The organism is Paenirhodobacter sp. YD-8, assembly GCF_056590935.1.
In genome coordinates this window covers 66,535-82,164 of sequence record NZ_CM152649.1, presented here as the reverse complement: position 1 = coordinate 82,164, position 15,630 = coordinate 66,535, and the positions used below count along the sequence as shown (strand labels likewise).

Annotated in this window: 15 protein-coding genes; 9 read left to right on the top strand and 6 right to left on the bottom strand. The window is 68.8% G+C overall.

The window, feature by feature from the left end; genetic code table 11:
- Positions 1–109: 109 nt before the first annotated feature.
- Complete coding sequence (locus AC0QTQ_RS00395; RefSeq protein WP_480257799.1) at positions 110–2,329, top strand: response regulator; 2,220 nt, start codon at positions 110–112, stop codon at positions 2,327–2,329.
- On the opposite strand, the gene recQ is transcribed toward AC0QTQ_RS00395, so the two are convergent.
- Positions 2,330–4,393, bottom strand: coding sequence for a DNA helicase RecQ (gene recQ, locus AC0QTQ_RS00390; protein ID WP_480257798.1), 2,064 nt, complete (start codon positions 4,391–4,393; stop codon positions 2,330–2,332). It abuts the gene before it with no gap.
- 1 nt (position 4,394) lies between these two features.
- On the bottom strand, positions 4,395–4,688 hold the full coding sequence (locus AC0QTQ_RS00385) for a YggT family protein (protein WP_121534301.1): 294 nt from the start codon (positions 4,686–4,688) through the stop codon (positions 4,395–4,397).
- A 136-nt stretch (positions 4,689–4,824) separates the two neighbouring features.
- On the opposite strand from AC0QTQ_RS00385, the gene AC0QTQ_RS00380 reads away from it, so the two are divergent.
- From AC0QTQ_RS00380 to dxs, 8 genes are all read left to right on the top strand, one after another.
- Positions 4,825–5,352 (top strand): acyl-CoA thioesterase, encoded by a 528-nt coding sequence (locus AC0QTQ_RS00380; protein ID WP_121534302.1) that lies wholly within the window; start codon positions 4,825–4,827, stop codon positions 5,350–5,352.
- 94 nt (positions 5,353–5,446) lie between these two features.
- Positions 5,447–6,802: an MFS transporter gene (locus tag AC0QTQ_RS00375; protein WP_480257797.1), complete on the top strand. Its 1,356-nt coding sequence runs from the start codon at positions 5,447–5,449 to the stop codon at positions 6,800–6,802.
- Positions 6,799–7,695, top strand: a complete 897-nt coding sequence (gene mepA, locus AC0QTQ_RS00370; RefSeq protein WP_480257796.1) for a penicillin-insensitive murein endopeptidase — start codon at positions 6,799–6,801, stop codon at positions 7,693–7,695. The genes AC0QTQ_RS00375 and mepA overlap by 4 nt, the downstream gene beginning before the upstream one ends.
- Positions 7,668–8,582, top strand: a complete 915-nt coding sequence (locus tag AC0QTQ_RS00365; protein ID WP_480257795.1) for an esterase-like activity of phytase family protein — start codon at positions 7,668–7,670, stop codon at positions 8,580–8,582. Before mepA ends, AC0QTQ_RS00365 begins: the two co-directional genes overlap by 28 nt.
- 93 nt (positions 8,583–8,675) lie before the next feature.
- On the top strand, positions 8,676–9,296 hold the full coding sequence (locus tag AC0QTQ_RS00360) for a queuosine precursor transporter (protein WP_480257794.1): 621 nt from the start codon (positions 8,676–8,678) through the stop codon (positions 9,294–9,296).
- A gap of 329 nt (positions 9,297–9,625) precedes the next feature.
- Positions 9,626–9,874 carry an exodeoxyribonuclease VII small subunit gene (locus AC0QTQ_RS00355; protein WP_121534307.1) on the top strand — a complete coding sequence of 83 codons (249 nt, stop codon included), beginning with the start codon at positions 9,626–9,628 and terminating at the stop codon, positions 9,872–9,874.
- A 59-nt stretch (positions 9,875–9,933) separates the two neighbouring features.
- The gene (locus AC0QTQ_RS00350; protein WP_480259250.1) at positions 9,934–10,740 is read left to right on the top strand and encodes a polyprenyl synthetase family protein; all 807 of its coding nucleotides are present in this window, start codon (positions 9,934–9,936) and stop codon (positions 10,738–10,740) included.
- A gap of 13 nt (positions 10,741–10,753) precedes the next feature.
- Entirely contained in the window at positions 10,754–12,664 is a 1,911-nt protein-coding gene (dxs, locus tag AC0QTQ_RS00345; protein WP_480257793.1) for a 1-deoxy-D-xylulose-5-phosphate synthase, read from the top strand.
- Between the two features lie 81 nt (positions 12,665–12,745).
- Here dxs and AC0QTQ_RS00340 read toward each other — a convergent pair whose 3' ends face one another.
- Genes AC0QTQ_RS00340 through AC0QTQ_RS00325 form a run of 4 tightly spaced genes read right to left on the bottom strand, consistent with a single transcriptional unit; the run spans position 12,746 to position 15,562 of the window.
- Positions 12,746–13,363 (bottom strand): HAD family hydrolase, encoded by a 618-nt coding sequence (locus AC0QTQ_RS00340; protein WP_480257792.1) that lies wholly within the window; start codon positions 13,361–13,363, stop codon positions 12,746–12,748.
- Positions 13,356–13,811, bottom strand: coding sequence for a YaiI/YqxD family protein (locus AC0QTQ_RS00335; protein ID WP_480257791.1), 456 nt, complete (start codon positions 13,809–13,811; stop codon positions 13,356–13,358). Before AC0QTQ_RS00335 ends, AC0QTQ_RS00340 begins: the two co-directional genes overlap by 8 nt.
- A complete protein-coding gene (fghA, locus tag AC0QTQ_RS00330; RefSeq protein WP_480257790.1) occupies positions 13,808–14,638 on the bottom strand; it encodes an S-formylglutathione hydrolase in 831 nt (276 codons plus the stop codon). Before fghA ends, AC0QTQ_RS00335 begins: the two co-directional genes overlap by 4 nt.
- 9 nt (positions 14,639–14,647) lie before the next feature.
- Positions 14,648–15,562 (bottom strand): AEC family transporter, encoded by a 915-nt coding sequence (locus AC0QTQ_RS00325; protein ID WP_480257789.1) that lies wholly within the window; start codon positions 15,560–15,562, stop codon positions 14,648–14,650.
- Between the last annotated feature and the right edge of the window lie 68 nt (positions 15,563–15,630).

Genomic DNA, 15,630 nt, shown 5'->3' with positions numbered 1-15,630 from the left:
CGGGGCGGGATCAACCGGGCCGGAACCGGTTAAGCCTAAATTCACGCCACGCTGCGACGGTGCATCAGAAGGCGAATCGGAACGGGACAGGCCGGGCATGAGCGCAAGCTTGGCAGACAAACTGGCGCAGGAGCGGCGCGCGCGGCTGGCGGCGGAACGGCTGCTGGAGCAGAAGAAGCGCGAGCTCTTCTCTGCGAACGAAAAGCTTGCGCTGCATGCGCGGGCGCTGTCCGAGCAGATCGTGCAGCAGCGCCACGGGCTGCAGCGCGCGCTCACTGAAGCGGAATCGCTCAAGGGCGAGAACAGCCGGGTGCGCGGCGATCTGGAGCGGGCGACCTCGGTCGCGCTGATCGCGCAGCGCCGGCTGTGGGATGCGGTCGAGACGATCGAGGACGGCTTTGCCGTCTTCGATCGCGATCTGCGGCTGGTCGTGGCGAACCGGGCCTATCTGTCCTTCTTTCGCGGCGAGGTCGCACTGGCCGCGGGGGTTGCCTATGACGCGGTGGTGAAGCTCGTGGCGACGCATCACATGGTGGACCTCGAGGGGCGTGATCCGCTCGACTGGCACCACGAGATGGTCGCGCGCATCCGTCGCCAGAAGATCGAGCCGATGACCGTGCGCACGCATCGCGGGCGCCACCTGCGGCTGATCGACCGCTGGGGCGAGGGGGGCGACCTTGTCTGCGTGGTGCAGGACATCTCGCGCACCATCGCCCGCGAGGCCGAGCTTGAAAGCGCCCGCGCGCGGGCCGAGGCGGCGAACCGGGCGAAATCGGCCTTCCTTGCCAACATGAGCCACGAGCTGCGCACTCCGATGAACGGTGTTGTCGGCATGGCCGAGCTGCTGGTGGACAGTGGTCTGTCCGAGGAACAGCGGCTTTATGCCGAGACCATCCGCTCCTCGGGCGAGGCGCTTCTGACGATCATCAACGACGTGCTCGACTTCTCGAAGATCGAGGCGGAGCGGCTGCGGCTTTATCCCGAGGTCTTCGACCTCGAGCGCTGCATCCACGAGGTGATGGTGCTGCTACAGCCGACGGCGAAGGAAAAGGGGATCAAGCTTCTCGTCGATTACGATCTGTTCCTGCCGACGCGCTTCCGCGCCGATCCGGGCCGGGTCCGGCAGATCCTGACCAACCTGATCGGCAATGCGGTCAAGTTCACCGCGACCGGCCATGTGCTGACCCGCGTGGTGGGGATCGAGCGGGCGGATGGCGAGTACGACCTCCACATGACCGTCGAGGACACCGGCATCGGCATCGCCGCCGAGCATGTCGAGCACATCTTCGGCGAGTTCAATCAGGTCGACAGCGCCACCAACCGCCGCTTCGAGGGCACCGGGCTTGGCCTTGCCATCACCCGCGAGCTGGTGCGGATGATGGGCGGCTCGGTCTGGGTGGACAGCGAGCCGGGGCGCGGATCCTGCTTTGGCGTGCGCATCACCGTGCCAAGTGCCGAGCCCGCCGAACCGGTCGAGGGGCAGGGGCCCTCGACGCCGATCACGCTGCGCGCGGCGCTGGTGGTCGATGACGTCCTCGTCAACCGGATGATCCTCGAGCGGCAATTGCAGACCTACGGGCTCCAGGTCACGCTGTGCCGCAACGCGGCCGAGGCGTTGCGGGCCTTCGACGACGGCGGCGCCTTCGACGTGGTGCTGACCGATCACCGCATGCCCGACATCGACGGGATCGAGCTGATCCGCCGCCTGCGCGATCGCGGCATCGAGACGCCGATCCTGCTTCTGACCTCGGATGCCGAGGCCTTCCGCGCGGCGCAGGCCGATTGCCGCGGCATCGACTGGCTGGAAAAGCCGGTGCTGCGTTCGGACCTGTTCCACATGCTGCAGAAGCTGTCGGGCGGTCCTTCGCCCGAGGTCGAGGAAACGCCCCCCGCGCCGGTGGTCGAGGCGACGGGAGAGGCGCGGCCGATGCGGGTGCTGTCGGTCGAGGACAACCGCACCAACCAGCTGGTCTTCCGCAAGATGGTGAAGGATTTCGACATCGTGCTGGAATATGCGCAGAACGGGCGCGAGGCGGTGGAGGTCTGGCGCCGCTTCCAGCCCGACCTGATCTTCATGGACATCTCGATGCCCGAGATGGACGGGCGCGAGGCGACGCGGCGGATCCGTGCCGAGGAGACGGCGGGGCAACACGTCCCGATCTGTGCGCTCACCGCCCACGCGATGGAGGGCGACGGCGCCGCGATCCTTGCCGCGGGGATCGATGCCTATCTGACGAAGCCGCTGAAGAAGAGCGCGATCCTCGAGCAGCTTCTGGCGCATCAGCCGCCCGGCACCCGGCCCTGCCTGCGCCCCGCCGCGGCCGAGTGATCAGCGGTATTCCTCGACGAGGGCGAGGAAGGTGTCGGCGAAGCGGTCGATCTTCGCCTCGCCAAGGCCGGCGATGCGCGACAGGTCCTCGCGGCTGCGCGGCTTCGTCTCGGCGATGCGGCGCAGGGTCGAATGGGTGCAGCTGAGATAGCGGTCGTGGCCGTCCTCGCCGCGGGCGAGCGCCAGCTGCGCCTCGGCCAGCCGGTCGAAGAGCGCGCCCTCGTCGCGCCCCGCGAGCTTCATCCGCGCCGGGTGCAGCGGCGCGGCGCCCGCCCCCGCGATCACCTCGAGGAAGGCCGCGCCATAGCTTTCGAGCTTCTTCGCGCCGACCCCGTTCACCCGCGCCATCGCGTCGAGCGTGTCGGGGCGGCTTTCGGCCATCTCGATCAGGGTGCGGTCGGGGAAGATCATGTAGGCGGGCAGGCCCGCCGCCTCGGACAGCGCCCGCCGCTTCGCCTTCAGCGCCGACAGGAGCGGCGCGTCCTCGTCCGAGACCAGCGCCTTCGCCACGGGTTTCGATTGCGCGCGGCGCACCAGGTCGTGGCGCAGGGTGATCTGCTCCTCGCCGCGCAGGATCGGGCGCGCGCGTTCGGTCATCACCAGCGCGCCATGGCGCTCGGCATCGGGGCGCACGAGGTCATGGCCCATCATCTGCCGGAACACCGCCTGCCATTGCGGCCGGCTCAGCTCGCGCCCGACGCCGAAGGTGGGCAACGCATCATGGCCGCGGGCGCGGATGCGGTCGTTGGTATTGCCAAGAAGGATCTCGATCAGGTGGCCGGCGCCATAGCTCTCGCCGGTGCGCAGCGCGGCCGACAGCGCCTTGCGCACCGCGTCGGTGCCGTCGAAGAGTTCGGGCGGATGCTCGCACAGGTCGCAATTGCCGCAGGGCTGCGAGTCTTCGCCGAAATAGGCGAGCAGCCGCTGCCGGCGGCACCCCGTCGCCTCCGCCAGGCCCAGAAGCGCGTTAAGCCGGGCATGGTCGGCGGCCTTGCGGTCGGGCGGCGCCAGGCCCTCGTCGATCTGGGTGCGGCGCAGGCGGATGTCATCGGGGCCGTAGAGGGTGAGCGTCTCGGCCGGGGCACCGTCGCGGCCGGCGCGGCCGATCTCCTGATAATAGCCCTCGATCGACTTCGGCAGGTCGGCATGCGCCACCCAGCGGATGTCGGGCTTGTCGATGCCCATGCCGAAGGCGACCGTCGCCACCACGATCAGCCCGTCCTCGCGCTGGAACCGCGCCTCGACCTCGCGCCGGTCCTCGGCCTCCATGCCGCCGTGATAGTGGCAGGCGGGGTGGCCCGCCTCGCGCAGCGCCTGCGCCAGGCTTTCGGTGCGCGCCCGCGAGGCGCAATAGACGATGCCCGACTGGCCGCGCCGGGCGGCGGCATAGTCGAGGATCTGCTTGCGCGGGCTGTCCTTCGGCGCGAAGGCAAGGTGGATGTTCGGCCGGTCGAAGCCGCGCAGGAAGGTCTCGGGCGCGCGGCCCTCGAACAGGCGGGTGACGATCTCGGCGCGGGTTTCCTCGTCGGCGGTGGCGGTGAAGGCCGCGAGCGGCACGTTCAGCGCGCGTTTCAGCTCGCCGATGCGCAGGTAATCGGGGCGGAAGTCATGGCCCCAGGCGCTGACGCAATGCGCCTCGTCGACCGCGATCAGCCCGGTGCCGGCGCGGCGCAGCAAGGACACCGCCGCGCCCGAGGCCAGCCGTTCGGGCGCCATGTACAGAAGTTTCAGCCGACCCTCGTCGATCGCCCGGAACACCGCCTCGGTTTCTTCCTCGGTGTTGCCCGAGGTCAGCGCGCCGGCCTCCACCCCCGCCTCGCGCAGCGAGCGGACCTGGTCGCGCATCAGCGCGATCAGCGGCGAGATCACCACCGTCAGCCCGGGCAGGCACAGCGCCGGCAGCTGATAGCACAGCGACTTGCCGCCGCCGGTGGGCATGATCGCCAGCGTGTCGCGCCCGGCCAGAACGGCGCGCACGATCTCTTCCTGCCCCGGCCGGAAGGCGCGGAAGCCGAAGACGGAGGCAAGCGCCTCTTCCGGCGCGGGCAGGGCCGGTGCGGACATCTCAGTAGCTGTAGAAGAAGCCCGCGTTGTTGAGCAGCGCGCGTTGCAGGATGATCAGCGCGATGAAGGCCACGAGCGGCGCCAGATCGAGCCCCGGGGTCATCGGCAGGAACCGCCGGATCCGGCCATAGACCGGTTCGAGCAGGTTGTTCAGCCCGTACCAGAGCTGTGCCACCAGCGGCTGGCGCAGGTTCAGCACCTGGAAGTTGATCAGCCAGCTCATGATGATGTGGGCGATCATCACGAACCAGATGACGTTCAGGATCAGGTTGAGTGCCTGAAACAGCGTGACCATGCGAAACCTCCGGGTGGTGCCGGGTCAGAGGTAAGGCAGCACGGGGCCGCTTGCAACCGCAAGGGCGCATCTGCCGCCACGTAGCCGTTGACCGCCGCGCCGCGCTGCGGCACCGATCGGGAAAGGGGAGACGCAGATGTATCCAGTCATTCGCATGGGCAAGGCCCTGCTGGTCGGGCGGGGCGCGCCGCTTGGCATTCTCGATCCGGTGGTCAGCACGCATGTCGCCTGGCCCTGGGACATCGACCCGTGGAAGGACCTGAACAACGGCCGGATCCTGACGCTGTTCGACCTCGGCCGGATCCAGCTTGCCAGCCGCTCGGGGCTGAACCGGGCGCTGCTGGCCAATCGCTGGGGCATCGTCGTCGCCGGCAACACCACCCGCTACCGCAAGCGCATCACCATGCTGCAGCGTTTCGAGATGCGCACCCGCTGCATCGGCTGGGACAAGCGCTTCGTCTACATGGAACAGGGGATGTATCGCGACGGCGAATGCTGCAACCACATCCTGATCCGCGCCGCCGTCACCTCGAAGGCCGGGATCGTGCCGCCCGACACGGTGGTCGCGGCGATGGGGCAGGCGGCGCAAAGCCCCGAGCTGCCGGCCTGGGTGCAGCACTGGATCGCCGCCGATCACGAGCGCCCCTGGCCGCCCGCGCTCTGAACCCGCCCCCGCGCGGTGGCTTGCGCCGCGGCGCGATTTGCGGCTTGATCGCGCCACGGGCGACGCGGGTGCCCGCGGCACACGGGGGACGGGTATGATCACCACGCGCAAGCGGATCTGGGGCTGGTGGTTCTTCGACTGGGCCAGCCAGCCCTACAACACGCTGCTGATCACCTTCATCTTCGCCCCCTTCATGGAGGACCTGCTGGGCAGCGGCAGCACGGCGCAGACGGTCTGGGGCTATGGCGTCGGGCTGGCGGGCATCGTGATTGCGCTCGCCTCGCCCTTCCTTGGTGCCATTGCCGACCGCTCGGGCCGGCGGATGCCCTTCATCTGGCTGTTTTCGCTGATGTATGTCGGCGGCGCCTGGGGACTTTGGTATGCGGTGCCCGGCAGCTTCAGCCTGCTGCTGGTGATGACCTCGTTTGCGATCGGCATGATCGGCATGGAATTCGCCACCACCTTCACCAACGCGATGCTGCCCGACCTGGCCTCGCGCGAGGAGATGGGCAAGGTCTCGGGCTCGGGCTGGGCCTTCGGCTATGTCGGCGGGATGCTGTCGCTGATCGTCATGCTCGGCTTCTTGCAGGTCAATCCGAACACCGGCCACACGATGATCGGCCTGCCGCCGATGTTCGGCCTCGATCTTGCCGCGCGCGAGGACACGCGCATCGTCGGGCCGCTGACGGCGGTGTGGTATGCCGTCTTCATGATCCCGTTCTTCCTGTGGGTGCGCGAGCCGCGCCGGCCGGGCGCGGTGCCGGTGACCCGCGCCGTGCGCGAGGCCTGGCCCGAGCTGCGCACCACGCTGAAGACCCTGCCGGCCGAGCGCAGCCTGTTCGCCTATCTCGTCTCGTCGATGTTCTACCGCGACGCGCTGAACGGCATCTACACCTTCGGCGGGCTCTACGCGAAGGGCGTGCTGAACTGGTCGATCACGATGATCGGCATCTTCGGCATCCTCGGCACGATCACCGGGGCGATCTTTGCCTGGCTGGGCGGCAAGGCGGATGACCGCTTCGGCCCGAAGGCGGTGATCGTGTTCAACCTGGTGGTGCTGACCGCGGTCGTCGTCGCCGTCGTCTTCATCTCGCGCGAAAGCGTCTGGGGCATCGCGGTCGGGCCCGACAGCCATCTCCCCGACATCGCCTTCTATGCCATGGGCGGGTTGATCGGGGCGGCGGGCGGGGCGCTGCAATCGGCAAGCCGCACCATGCTGGTGCGTCAGGCAAACCCGGCGAAGATGACCGAAAGCTTTGGCCTTTATGCCCTTACCGGCAAGGCCACGGCCTTCATCGCGCCGCTGTCGATCGGGGTGATGACGCAGCTGACCGACAACCAGTCGATCGGCATCACTCCCATCATCGTGCTTTTCGTTCTCGGTCTCGTGCTGCTAGGTTGGGTGAAATCCCGCCCCGCTGCGCCGTCCGAAGGAGGTCCCTCCGCATGATCCGTCTGCTTGCCGCCGTGATGCTGTGTCTTGCCGCCGCGCTGCCCGCCCGGGCCGAGCCGCTGGCGCGACAGCTGTTCGGGGCAGAGACGGCGCCGACGGCGGGGGCGCCGACACCGATCGGCTTCTACTCGCGCGGCTGTGCGGCGGGGCTGGTGGCGCTGCCCGAAACCGGGCCGACCTGGCAGGCGATGCGGCTCAGCCGCAACCGCTATTACGGCCAGCCCGAGATGATCTCCTATCTTCAGGACCTGTCGCGCTATGCCGCCACGCTGCCGGGCTGGAACGGGCTTTACATCGGCGACATCAGCCAGCCCCGCGGCGGCCCGATGACCGGTGGCCATGCCAGCCACCAGATCGGCCTTGATGCCGATATCTGGATGCTGCCTGCGAGCCGGCTGACCCTGAGCCGTGCCGACCGCGAGAAGATCTCCTCGATCTCGATCCGCACCGAGGACCAGACCCGGGTGAACGCCAACTGGACGCCGGCGCATATGGCGCTGTTGCGGGCCGCCGCCTCGGACCCGCGGGTCGACCGGGTGTTCGTCGCCGCCGCCGCGAAGATCGCGATGTGCAATGCCGCGCCGAAGGGCGATCGGGCCTGGCTGCAGAAGATCCGCCCGATCTATGGCCATAACGAGCATTTCCACGTGCGGCTGAAATGCCCGCCCGGCTCGCCCCTGTGCCAGGTGCAAAGCCCCACCGTCGACGAGCTGTCGAAGGGCGGCGACGGCTGCGACGAGACGCTGAACTGGTGGGTGACCACCTATCTCGACGAGCTGCGCCACCCGCCGAAGCCGCCGGCAAACCCGGGGCCTGCGCCGAAGACGGCGAAGACCTATGTCCTGTCGGATCTGCCTGCCGAATGCCGCACTGTCCTCGCCTCGCGCTGACCGGCGCCCTGGTCGGGCTGGTTCTCGGCCTTGGCGGCGGGGCGGGAAGCGCCGCCGGCACGCAGGTGCCGCGCGCGGAATTCCTGCAAAGCTGGGTCTGGACGGTGGCCAACCCCGCCTTCGGCGGCTTTTCCGGCATTGAACTCGGCCCCGACGGGCGCGATTTCGTCACCCAGTCGGACCGGGCCACGATCTGGCGCGGGCGGATCAGCCGCGATGCCACCGGCCGCATCCTCGGCGTTTCCACCAGCGGCCCGGTGCAGCTCCACGACAGCGCGGGCAGGCCGCTCGACACCGTGACGGGCGATTCCGAGGGGCTGGCCGAGGCGCCCGACGGCAGTGTCTACATCTCGTTCGAGGGGGTGGCGCGCGTCGCCCATTACCCCACCGACGACGGCCCGGCCGAGCGCCTGCCGCGCCCCGAGGCGTTCAAGCATTTCCAGCGCAACTCCTCGCTCGAGTCGCTGGCGATCGACGCCGAGGGCACGCTCTACACCCTGCCCGAACGTTCGGGCAGTCTCGAGCTGCCCTTCCCGGTCTGGCGCTATCGCAACGGCGCCTGGGACCAGCCCTTCTCGATCCCGCGCGACGGCAGCTGGTTGCCGACCGATGCCGATTTCGGCCCCGACGGGCGCTTCTACCTGCTCGAGCGCGACTTCTGGGGCTTTCTGGGCTTCCTCACCCGGGTGCGGGTCTTCGACATCAAGGGCGACACGATCACCGGCGGCGAGGTGCTGGTGCAGACCAGCGTCGGCACCCATGACAACCTCGAGGGGCTGTCGGTCTGGCGCGACGCGCAGGGGGCGATTCGCCTGACGATGATCTCGGACGACAATTTCTTCCTGCTGCAGCGCACCGAGATCGTCGAATACCGGCTGCGCCCCTGATCGCGCTTGACCGACGGGGCGCGCAGGCGTATCCGCGCCCCTTGTCCGGCTTGGCCGGGCCATGTCTCCGCGACCATGTAAAAACGGTGAACCATGAAACGTTATCTGCCCGGCGTTCTCGCCATGGCCGCCATCGTGGTGGCCTCCAACATCCTGGTGCAATACCTGTTCGGCCAGTGGCTGACCTGGGGCGCCTTCACCTATCCCTTCGCCTTCCTCGTCACCGACCTGACCAACCGCCTGCAGGGCCCGCGCGCGGCGCGCGGCGTGGTCGTGGCCGGTTTCGTCGTCGGCATCATCTGCTCGCTGATCGGCTCGCAGATCATCGGCGAGTTCGGCCCGCTCGTCAGCTTCCGCGTGGCGCTCGGCTCGGGCGCGGCCTTCCTCTCGGCGCAGCTGACCGACGTGAGCGTGTTCAACGCGCTGCGCCGCGACCGCTGGTGGAAGGCGCCGCTCGTCTCCACCCTGATCGGCGCGAGCCTCGACACCGCGATCTTCTTCACCACGGCCTTTTCGCTGCAGCTTGCCTGGCTCGAACCGGGCAACGACGTCTCCTGGGCGAACGAGATGCTGCCGCTGCTGAGCTTCGGACCGATGGTGCCGCTGTGGATCTCGCTCGCCTGCGCCGACTGGTGTGTAAAAATTGCACTTGCGGTGATCGCTCTGGCGCCTTTTCGGGCATTTACCTGGCGCAACTCGCCAAGCGTTGCGTAAATTCGCTTGCCATACACCAGATCTGTGCCACCCTCTCCCTATCGGCAACGCATGAAAGGAGGTGGTCCAGTGTCTAGAGTGATATTGGAGAGAGGTGTCGGGACAGTCAGGGGGGCCGAGGCCTGAGGGCAAACCCTAGGGTCGAGAACCCTGGCTGGGACGGAGGATCTGATCCAGACCCTAACCGGACCATCTCCGTAGATCTCGGGGGCCGCTGCCGGAGGCATGCGGCCCTTTCTATTTGGCGCGATTCCGCCGCGGCGCGCATGGTTTGGCTGGAAAACCGCCCCCGTCCGTGGCATCCCGTCCGGCAAGCAAGGGAGAATGCGATGACCGCGACCGATGCCGACATTGCGGCGATGAGCTTCGAACAGGCGATGAAGGAACTCGAGACCGTCGTCGGGCAGCTCGAGCGCGGCGAGGTGCCGCTCGATGCCTCGATCCGGCTCTACGAGCGCGGTGCGGCGCTGAAGGCGCGCTGCGCTGCGCTGCTGAAGGAGGCCGAGGAGCGGGTCGAGAAGATCACCCTCGGCGCCGATGGCGCGCCCACGGGCACGGTGCCGGTCGAAGGCCTGTGATGTTCGACACTCGTCTTCACGCGGCGCAGCAGGCCGTTGGCGCGGCGCTCACGCAGGCGATGACGCGGTTCCCCGAGGGGCCGCTGCGCGATGCCATGGGCTATGCGGCGCAGGGCGGCAAGCGGCTGCGCGCCTTCCTCGTGCTCGAATCGGCGGCGCTCTTCGGCATTCCCGCGGCGCAGGCGATGCCCGCCGCGGTGGCGGTCGAGGCGCTGCATGCCTACAGCCTCGTGCATGACGACCTGCCGGCGATGGATGACGACGACCTGCGCCGCGGCCAGCCCACGGTGCACCGCAAATGGGACGAGGCGACGGCGATCCTTGCGGGCGACGCGCTGCAGACCCTCGCCTTCGAGCTTTGCGCCGAGCCGGTGCTTGGCCCGGCCGAGCGGCGCATCGCGCTCGTCGCCGCGCTCGCGCAGGCCTCGGGCGCGGCGGGGATGGTGCATGGCCAGATGCTCGACATCGCGGCCGAGACTGCCCCGATCCCGCTGACGTTGGCCGAAATCACCCGGCTGCAGGCGGGCAAGACCGGTGCGCTGATCTCTTTCTCGGCCGAGGCGGGGGCGATCCTCGCCGGCACCGACCGGGCGCCGCTGGCCACCTATGCGCAGGCGCTTGGCCTTGCCTTCCAGATCGCCGACGACATCCTCGATGTCGAGGGGTCGGAAGAGGCGGCGGGCAAGCGGCTGCACAAGGATGCCGAGGCGGGCAAGGCGACCTTCGTCTCGCTGCTGGGCCTTGCCGGTGCGAAGGCCCGCGCCGCGGCGCTGGTGGCCGAGGCCGAAGCCGCCCTTGCGCCCTATGGCGAGAAGGCCGAAACATTGCGGGAAACGGCGCGCTTCGTTATCTCGCGCGACAGATGAAACGGGAGTGCCGATGAGCGAGACCCCGAAGACCCCGATCCTCGACCGCGTGCAGCTGCCCTCTGACCTCAAGGCGCTGACCGATCGCGAGCTGCGCAAGCTGGCCGACGAGCTGCGCGCCGAGACGGTCTCGGCGGTGTCGGTCACCGGCGGGCATCTGGGCGCGGGGCTGGGCGTGGTCGAGCTGACCGTGGCGCTGCATGCCGTCTTCGACGCGCCGCGCGACAAGATCATCTGGGACGTCGGCCATCAGTGCTATCCGCACAAGATCCTGACCGGCCGGCGCGACCGCATACGCACGCTGCGCGCGAAGGGCGGGCTTTCGGGCTTCACCAAGCGCTCGGAAAGCCCCTATGACCCGTTCGGCGCCGGGCACAGCTCGACCTCGATCTCGGCCGCTGTGGGCTTTGCCGCGGCGCGCGAGCTGGGCGCGCCGACGGGCGATGCGATTGCGGTGATCGGCGACGGCGCGATGACCGGCGGCATGGCCTTCGAGGCGATGAATCACGCGGGCCATCTCGGCAAGCGGCTCTTCGTGGTGCTGAACGACAACGAGATGTCGATCGCCCCGCCGGTCGGTGCGCTCTCGGCCTATCTGACCCGGCTTTATGCCGAAGGCCCGATGCAGGACTTGAAGGCGGTGGCGAAGGGCGCGGTCAGCCTGCTGCCCGAGACCCTGCAGGAAGGTGCGCGGCGCGCGAAGGAGATGCTCAAGGGCATGGCCGTCGGCGGCACGCTCTTCGAGGCGCTCGGTTTCACCTATGTCGGGCCGGTCGACGGCCATGACCTCGATGCGCTGCTGCCGCTGCTGCGGATGCTGAAGGCGCGGGCGACGGGGCCGGTGCTGATCCATGTGCTGACGAAGAAGGGCAAGGGCTATGCCCCGGCCGAAAGCCGCCCCGACGGTGGCCATGCGACGAACCGCTTCGACGTGGCGACCGGGGTGCAGGTCAAGGCGCCCTCGAACGCGCCCTCCTATACCCGGGTCTTTGCCGAGAGCCTGGTGAAGGAGGCCGTGCGTGACGAGAAGATCGTCGCGGTGACCGCCGCCATGCCCGAGGGCACCGGGCTGAACCTGTTCGCCGAGCGCTTCCCGCGCCGCTGCTTCGATGTCGGCATCGCCGAGCAGCACGCGGTGACCTTCTCGGCCGGGCTGGCTGCGGCCGGGATGAAGCCCTTCTGCGCGATCTACTCGACCTTCCTGCAGCGCGGTTATGACCAGATCGTGCATGATGTCGCAGTGCAGCGCCTGCCGGTGCGCTTCGCCATCGACCGCGCCGGGCTGGTGGGCGCCGATGGCGCGACCCATGCCGGCAGCTTCGACATCGGTTTCATGTCCTCGCTGCCCGGGATGGTGGTGATGGCCGCGGCCGACGAGGCCGAGCTTGTCCACATGGTCGCCACCGCCGCCGCGCATGACGAGGGGCCGATCGCCTTCCGCTATCCGCGCGGCGAGGGCATGGGCGTCGAGATGCCCGAGGCGGGCGTGCCGCTCGAGATCGGCAAGGGCCGGATTGCGGCCGAGGGCGCGCGCGTCGCGATCCTCAGCTATGGCACGCGACTGGCCGAGGTGCTGAAGGCGCGCGAGGCGCTGGCGGCGCGCGGACTGGCCCCGACCGTGGCCGATGCCCGCTTCGTCAAGCCACTCGACACCGATCTGATCCTGCGGCTGGTGGCCGAGCACGAGGCGATCCTGACCATCGAGGAAGGCGCGATCGGCGGCTTCGGCAGCCATGTCGCGCAATTCCTGGCCGAGAGCGGGGTCTTTGACCGCGGCTTCCGCTTCCGCTCGATGGTGCTGCCCGACACCTTCATCGACCACGCAAGCCCCGAGGACATGTATCGCAGCGCCGGCATGAACGCGCCCGAGATCGAGGCGAAGGTGCTCGACCTGCTGGGCGTCGCCGTGGCGAAACGGGCCTGAGCGGGGGGGCGCGGAAGGGCGCCTCCGGCGGAAGTATTCGGGTCAGGAAAAAGACCGGGCGCCGAAGCGCCCGGGAAGATGTCAGGCGGCCTCGGTCTCGCTCAGCAGGCCCTCGGCGACAAGGCGCTTCGCCCAGCCCTCGGGCCCCTCGAAGAGATGCGTCTTCCAGCCGCGGATGTGCGCGGTGGCGATGTTGTCGGCGCGGTCGTCGGTGAACAGGATCTGCGCGCCCGAAAGGCCGCTGTCCGCCTCGACCATCTCGTAGATCTTCGGGTCGGGCTTCGTCACCCCCATGTGCCCCGAGACATAGGCACGGTCGAAATCGCGCAGGAACGGGTAGAAGCCGGTCGCATAGTCGAACGAGCCGATGCCGAAATTGGTCAGCGAGAACACCGGCACGCCCTTCGCCTGCAGCGCCTTCATCAGCCGGACCGAGTGCGGGATCTCGGGCGTTGCCATGCGGATCCAGTCGTCGTGCCACAGCCGGATCCAGCGCGACCAGCGCGGATAACGCTCGGCCCAGTCATAGATCGTCTCGCGGAACGGGCCGCCACGGTCGATGAGGTCGTTCATCCCGTGCAGGTCGACCTCGGCGAACATCGCCTCGCGGTCGGCGCGCGGCATCAGCGTGTCGTAATGCCGTTCGGGCTGCCATTCGATCAGCACATTGCCGATGTCGAAGATCACTGCGTCAACCATGGGTTTCCCTCTTTGCCGCCTGCACGGCGCGTTCCAGCGCCTGCAGGAATTCTGCCCGGTCGGCCTTTGAAAACGGCCGCCCGCCGCCTTGCCGGAACGGATCGGCCGAGCGCAGGTCGGACATCAGGTCGCGCATCGCAAGCACCTCGCCGATGTTGCGCTCGGTCAGGGCCGAGCCGTCGGGGCGCAGAACCCGCGCCCCCGCTGCCACGCATTTCGCGGCGAGCGGGATGTCGTTGGTGATCACCACATCGCCCGGCCCCGCACGTTCGGCGATGTGCTTGTCGGCCTCGTCCGGTCCTTCGGACACATAGACCATGGTGACAAGCGGATTGGCCGAGGGCCGCAGCCCGCCGTTCGAGACGAAGGCAATCGGCATCCCGGCCCGCGTCGCCACGCGCTCGGCCTCGGCCTTCACCGGGCAGGCATCGGCATCGACCCAGATCACCGCTTCAGCGCCGCGGCGTGGAAGGCGACGTGATCGGGGATGAAGGTCGCGACGAAGAAATAGCTATGGTCATAGCCCGCCTGCATGCGGAAGGCGCCGGGCTGGCGGCGTGCGGCCATCGCCTGAGCCAGCGCCTCGGGGCGCAGCAGGTCGAGGAACTGGTCCGAGCCGCCCTGGTCGATCAGCACCTCGCCGTCAAAGCCGGTCTCGCGCATCAGATGGGTGGCGTCATGCGCGAGCCAGGCGGTTTCATCCGCGCCAAGATAGGCGGTCAGCTGCTTGCGGCCCCAGTCGCTGCGCGTGGGTTGTGCGATCGGCGCAAAGGCCGAGACCGAGCGGAAGCGCCCCGGCAACCCCATCGCAAGGGTCAGCGCGCCGTGCCCGCCCATCGAATGGCCGGTGATGCCCTGGCGTTCCTCGTCGATGTCGAAGGCGGCGGTGACGACGCGGGGCAGCTCCTCAGCGACGTAATCCCACATCCGGTAATGCTCGGCCCAGGGCGCCTCGGTCGCGTTGACGTAGAACCCCGCGCCCTGCCCCAGGTCATAGGCCTCGTCATTCGCCACACCCGGGCCGCGCGGCGAGGTGTCGGGGAAGACCAGCGCGATGCCCGCCTCGGCCGCATAGCACTGCGCCCCGGCCTTCACCATCGCGTTCTCATGCGTGCAGGTCAGCCCCGACAGATACCACAGCACCGGCACCGGGCGCGTCTCGGCCTCGGCCGGCAGGAACAGGCCGAAGGTCATCTCCGTGCCGGTGACCTCCGACGTGTGGCTATAGACGCCCTGCACCCCGCCGAAGCACTTGTTTTCCGAAACCGTGCGCATCGGCACCTCCTATCGTGTGATCCAGGCGATGACGCCCGGAATGGTCAGAATGCTGGCCGCCGTCGAGATCAGGATCGCGGTCGAGACCCGCTGTGGCGCGACGGCGTAATGTGCCGCCAGAATGTAGACGTTTCCGGCGACGGGCAAGGCCGCGGCGGCCACCATCACGCCGGCGGCGAAGGGCTCGACGTGGAACAGCAGCGCGGCGCCGCCGACGGCCAGCGGATGCACGAAGAGCTTCGCCGCCGAGAGCCAGAGCGCCGGCCCCGCCCGCTCGGCCGACTTGCCGGCAAGCGAGGCGCCGATGGCGAAAAGCGCGCCGGGTGTGGCCGCGGCACCCAGCAGTGTCAGGAATTCGGCAAGCGGCGCGGGCATCGGCAGGTGCAGCGCTGCCCAGGCAAGCCCCGCGGCCATCGAAACCACCATCGGATTTTTCAGGATTCCCAGAAGGATGGGCCGAACTGCGATGCGCCCATGCCGCGCCCCGGTGATGACCGCGGTGATCAGCGTCGAGAAGACGATCATGTCGGCCGAGAGCACCATCAGCACCGGCCCCGCCGCCTGCGGCCCGAGCAGCACCACCAGCATCGGCACGCCGAGAAAGCCGGTATTGCCAGTCATCGCGGTGTGGGCCTCCATCGCGGCCTCGGCGAGCGGCCGGCGGCGGGCGCGCGCCACGGCGAAGCCGAGGCCCCAGACCAGCGCCGAGCCGCTCAGATAGGCGGCGAAGAAGGCCGGGTCGAACAGCTGTTCGATCGGCAGCGTCGCGGTGAAACGGAACAGCATCGCCGAAAGCGCGAAATAGAAGACGAATTTCGTCAGCGCGGCCGTCGCCTCGGCCGGGAACATCCGTGCCCGTCCGGCGGCCCAGCCAAGCCCGATCAGGCCAAAGAACGGAAGTGTCTTGAGAAAAATCGCCAGCATGCGACAGGGCTAGCATGGGCCCCGCCGCCACGCCAGCGCCGGGCCCTTTGCGGCCCGGGCTTTTTCCT